5 protein-coding genes are annotated in these 4865 nt (G+C 64.3%); 3 read left to right on the top strand and 2 right to left on the bottom strand.

Annotation, left to right across the window (positions count from 1 at the left end; genetic code table 11):
• A partial coding sequence (locus ACH0BU_RS17765) for an MFS transporter (RefSeq protein ID WP_500264441.1) occupies positions 1-1122 on the bottom strand: 1122 nt, incomplete at its 3' end.
• 76 nt (positions 1123-1198) lie between these two features.
• On the opposite strand from ACH0BU_RS17765, the gene ACH0BU_RS17760 reads away from it, so the two are divergent.
• From ACH0BU_RS17760 to ACH0BU_RS17750, 3 genes are all read left to right on the top strand, one after another.
• Positions 1199-2107, top strand: coding sequence for a LysR family transcriptional regulator (locus ACH0BU_RS17760; protein WP_500264440.1), 909 nt, complete (start codon positions 1199-1201; stop codon positions 2105-2107).
• Between the two features lie 693 nt (positions 2108-2800).
• The gene (locus ACH0BU_RS17755) at positions 2801-3643 is read left to right on the top strand and encodes a hypothetical protein (protein WP_500264439.1); all 843 of its coding nucleotides are present in this window, start codon (positions 2801-2803) and stop codon (positions 3641-3643) included.
• A gap of 56 nt (positions 3644-3699) precedes the next feature.
• Positions 3700-4095: a hypothetical protein gene (locus ACH0BU_RS17750; RefSeq protein ID WP_500264438.1), complete on the top strand. Its 396-nt coding sequence runs from the start codon at positions 3700-3702 to the stop codon at positions 4093-4095.
• A 577-nt stretch (positions 4096-4672) separates the two neighbouring features.
• Here ACH0BU_RS17750 and ACH0BU_RS17745 read toward each other — a convergent pair.
• Positions 4673-4865: transposase domain-containing protein (locus ACH0BU_RS17745; protein ID WP_500264437.1), on the bottom strand; the 193-nt coding region annotated here is incomplete at its 5' end.

Here is a 4865-nt window from a genome sequence, read left to right as displayed (position 1 = left end):
TTCTTTGCTGGCATTCGTCGTCCCTTCCTTGGTCCAGACTGTCATAGTCGATGGACCACTCAGAAGGGGGCAGCTCACGATCGCATGCGCCGCAAAGAAGCCGAGCGTGACGAGCAGGATGCCGAGCACGATCAACGGCAATGCGTCCGACAGCGTCACCAGCACTCCCGCCGCCATCACCAGCAGCGACGCCGCCAGCGGCGCGCGCCGCCCGACCCGGTCGGCAAGCTGCCCCGCCCAGGGCGAGACGATCATGCCCGAGATGTAACTCAGGAACACCAGGCTGATCGCGGTCGGCCCGAGCGAGAACGGTACGGCCGACAGGCGAAAGCCCGCATAGTTGAAAAGCGTCACGAACACGCCGGTCAGCAGGAAGCCAACCACGAACAGCCGCCGCAGGTCGCGATGACGCAGGTGCCGCGCCCACAGCCGCTTGTGCGTATGCAGGCCGAAGCCGCGCTGGACGACAAATCCCCGCGATGGCGGCAGCAGCAGTGCGAAGCCGATCGCGGCGGCGATCCCGGCCGCGCCCATCGCCGCCATCGCCACCTGCCAGGTCGATACATCGAGCAGCAGCCCCATGCCGATCCGGCCGGCCATGCCGCCGAATGCGGTGCCGGCGACGTACAGCCCCATCGCCTTGCCCAGATCGCGCGGGTGCATCTCCTCCGCCAGCCACGCCATCGCGACCGCCGGCACGCCGCCCAGCACCGCGCCTTCGACGAACCGGTCGAACAGCAGCCACGTCCAGCCCGGCGCGACCGCCGCGAGCAGGTTGCAGATGCCGGCGAGCAGCATCGACCCGAACATCAATCCGCGCCGGGGCAGGGATTGCGAGAGCGCGCCGCTGGCGAAAATCGCCACGGCGAGCGCGCCTGTGGTCAACGATAGCGCCAGCGAGCTGGCACCCGCGCTGACATGGTAGGTGGCGGCGAATGCCGGCAGCAGCGGTTGCACGCAGTAGAGCAGCGAGAAGGTCGCGAAGCCGGCCAGGAACAGCGCAAGGCTGGCGCGGCGATAGGCCAGGCTGCCGTGGAGGAGGCCGGGACTGCGATCCTGCGCCCGCACGAGCAGCATCGGATCGCCGGTGGTCGGTCGGTCAGATAGGATGACGCTGTTCATTCCCTTCCAGATGGTGCTTCCACCGTGCGCAGTCCAATATATAGCGGTCCCAATCATCATAGCTTTGGGAGATGGCATGGAGCTGCGCCATATCCGGTATTTCCTGGCTGTCGCCGAAGAGGGGAACTTCACACGCGCTGCCGTTCGTGTCGGCATCGGCCAGCCGCCGCTCAGCCAACAGATCCGCGATCTGGAACGCGAGATTGGCACGCCGCTGTTCCACCGCGTTCCGCACGGTGCCGAGCTGACCGAGGCTGGCGTTGCGTTCCTCGCGGCAGTTCGCACCATGCCGGCGCAGGTGGGAGAAGCGATCAGGGCAGCGCAGCGTGCCGGGCGCGGCGAGGCGGGGGTGCTGCGCGTCGGCTTCACCGGATCGGCGGCAATGAACCCGCTCGTACCCGGCGCGATCAGAACCTTTCGCCGCCGCTATCCCGAGGTCGAGCTGGCGCTGCACGAAAGCAACAGCACCAGCCTTGGTGCGGCGTTGCGCGACGGCACGATCGATGTCGCCTTTCTGCGGCCTGCCAATATCGAGCTGGACGACATGCGCGTCACCAGCCTGCCCGACGAGCCGATGGTGTTGGCGCTGCCGACGGATCACCCGGCGCTGCCGAGTGATCGCCAAGGCTCGATGTCGCTGACGGCACTCCGCGACGACCTCTTCGTGCTGACTCCGCGCGCGATCGGCCCCACACTATTCGATGCCGCAGTGAGAGCGTGCGAGGCGGCCGGTTTCACCCCGAGACTGGGCCAGCCAGCGCCGCAGGTTGCCTCCGTGCTGGCCTTGGTCGCGGCCGAAGAGGGCGTGTCGATCGTCCCCGCCTCAATGCAGCAATTGGCGCTCGCTGGCGTCGCTTACCATCCGATTGCCGGTGCCACTCCCCTCGCGCCCTTGGCGCTGGCACATCTGCGTGGCAATCGCGCACCAACCGTCGGCAACTTCCTGCTCACCATGCGGTCAGCAGTTCATGATAGCTCGGGTTGACATTGTCCTGCCTCGCGCGGTGCGTGATCTGTTCCCAAAACACCATCGTTTTTGGGAAATGGCGTCGTTGCGAGATGTCGGCTATCGCCCTCGGCATTCCCGAAAACCACGGGTCCGCTCTCCACCCATTTGCGGTCATCGATGGGCACCTCGGTACGCCGGACCTGACCGACCGCTTTCGGGAAGTAGCTTCAATCGCCGAAATGACCGCTATTAGGGCGCGCTCCTGACCGGCAACTTTCGCCAGAACCAGCTCGACAGTTTCTGGGCCGATAGCGGACAGGCAGATTGCGGCCAGCTGATGATGCAAAGCGGACCTTCGTAAGACGGCTGAAATAGTCGAATGATCGCTTTCCGCCGCATGGCGCCGACGATGCCATGATGCGATCGAAGGCCGACGGTCCTCTAGTCCATGCCAGATGACTTCGAGCCTTCCGCCAGTTTCATGTTCAACTGTAGCGAGCGGTCAACGTGTAGAGACGGGCTGACCGACGCCCTGTCATTTCCGCACTCGGAATCACGACGAGCGGTCGCGCCGGCCGCCGGCAGGCATCATTCGCCCTCACCTGACAAGCAGAGGTGTCGCCGATGTACAGCCGCAGCGATAAGCGCGCTGGCGCAAGCGTCACCTGCAGCGCGTCATGGTCGGCGAAAGATGGCCGCGCGGAGGCGGTCGCAAGTCGGGATGATGTCATGAAGCCGGAAGACATCGAACCGATGCTGAATCCTCTTGGGTCGAGCCTCAAACGCGACGCCCTGGACAAGCTGCTCGGCCGGACCTCCGCCGGCTTCGCGTCCGACACCGCGAGCCGAAGCGTTGAGAAGGCCCATCGCGACATGAATCGGATGATCGGCGGGAGCCTTGGGCGCGAGAGCGGCGCCATCGCTGGCCTCATCGACTCGAAGCATCTCGCTCTGTCGACCGGTTCCCTCGCCGGACACCTCCGGCCAAAGGACGTCGCCGCGGCGCATGGCGCGGCGGGAAGTCTGGCGAGCAGCGTCGCCCGCGAGATGGAGGAGGCACGCAGCCGGATGAACGCCATGCTCGGCATCAGCACCATTCGCGACGCGCTCGTCAGGAGCACTGCCGGATCGGTGCTGGACGGACTGCTCGGGAAATCCGCATCGGGGTCGATCGGCTCGCTGACCGGTACACCGGCGACAGGCGCCATCGCTCAGGCCCGCGACAAGGTCCACAGAGACGTCCGCGCAGCACTGGAACGCGTGAACGGCATCGGCGGCTTCGCTTCGAGCGGAGCCGTCGCGCATGGCCATCGAGAGATGCAGCGGCTTCTCGGCACGCTGGGACCGGAGGCCAACCGATCGTTGGCATCCAGCTTCGCATCGCGGATGGAGGACGCGCACCGCCGAATAGCCGAGGATCTTGGACTCGCCGGCGCGCGCCGCGCCGCCGGCCTGATGACGGCATCAGAGTTGGCGCGGGCCGGAACGCTGGCGCGTGCGGCACGAACATCGCCGCCGACATCGCCGCTAGCCTTCCGACAGCCGCAGAGCGCACCGTCGGCTTCGATCTGACGACCATCGTCGATGCGCTGGCGGCAACCGGCATCGGCCCCGAAGACGATGGCAGCGTGATCGACCGCATCGCCAGCTGCCTGATCGTCGCGCTTTCCCGCTTCACATCGAATAGCGAGCGTGAAGTGAACGCCATGGGGATTCTGGCGCTGGTCGGACTCATTAGCGGGCTGATGGGCGCGTATTCGTTTCTCCAGAGCGTTATCGAGCCCGCGGCATCTAGGGCCGACGTGGAAGCCGTCAGTCGTCAGGTCGACGAGCTCGGCGAACAGCTCTCTCGGCTGCTCGGCGGTAAGCGTCCGGCCACCACCGTCGGTGGTGAAACGAGCCTTGGAGGCCGATTCCATGGCAGAAATGAAAGGATTTCTGATGATCTCAGAAATTCTACTTGGATCTTGCGCGTAAAATCTGGCGGACACTTCGATCCGCGCCGCTTCCGCTCTCAAAAATGAATGCGCCTGCGCAAGGCGCCTGCAACACGGTCAAAAGATCCGGCCGTGAGTTCGGCAGAACGGTAGCACTTGGTCCCTGCAACGGTAGCGTGCGTGAGCCGGCCCGGCGCAACGCGATTAGAAATGGACCCGCGCTCATTCGCTCCGGCTCACCAAAGGTCGAGTTGTCCCACGTTACCGTGATCCTTCGGGGTAAACGGCCAACCAATGTTTCGCTTACAAGCACGTCGAACTTTGCGTAGTCGCTCATCAACGTCTCCTTTGGGTCCGTGTAGAGCTGTTTAAGAAAGGGAGGCAGACCCCGGCTGGCAAGCATACGCTTGCGGAACGCCAGATCGCGGACGATTTGATAATTGCCGATGCGGCCAACTACGACAGCGTCGGCGTGTTTGATGTCGTCAAGATTGAGTGGTGCGCTAACTATACAAGCCTGTGCTGAGTGGGCAGCCAGTACACCACTGAGCGCCATAGCGAGAATGAATCGAAGCCTCATACACCCTCACCCCATCCAAACAGGTCAGCGCATAGCGAGCTACGTGATCCAACGTTAACGCCCGCTCACCGCTGCATCAGATATTCATGTTGTTACCGGTGCTACCCAGTTCCAAGGCAGCAACTCGTCAAGCCGGTTGATCGGGTGGCCCCGCCCGATCCGGTCGAGCACGTCGGCGAGCCAGTTCTGCGGGTTGACCCTGAGCTGCCCCCTTCTGAGTGGTCCATCGACTATGACAGTCTGGACCAAGGAAGGGACGACGAATGCCAGCAAAGAA

The sequence above is a fragment of the Sphingomonas olei genome, from assembly GCF_045369765.1.
GTDB lineage: Bacteria > Pseudomonadota > Alphaproteobacteria > Sphingomonadales > Sphingomonadaceae > Sphingomonas > Sphingomonas panaciterrae.
This window is presented reverse-complemented; position numbering and strand designations above follow the sequence as displayed.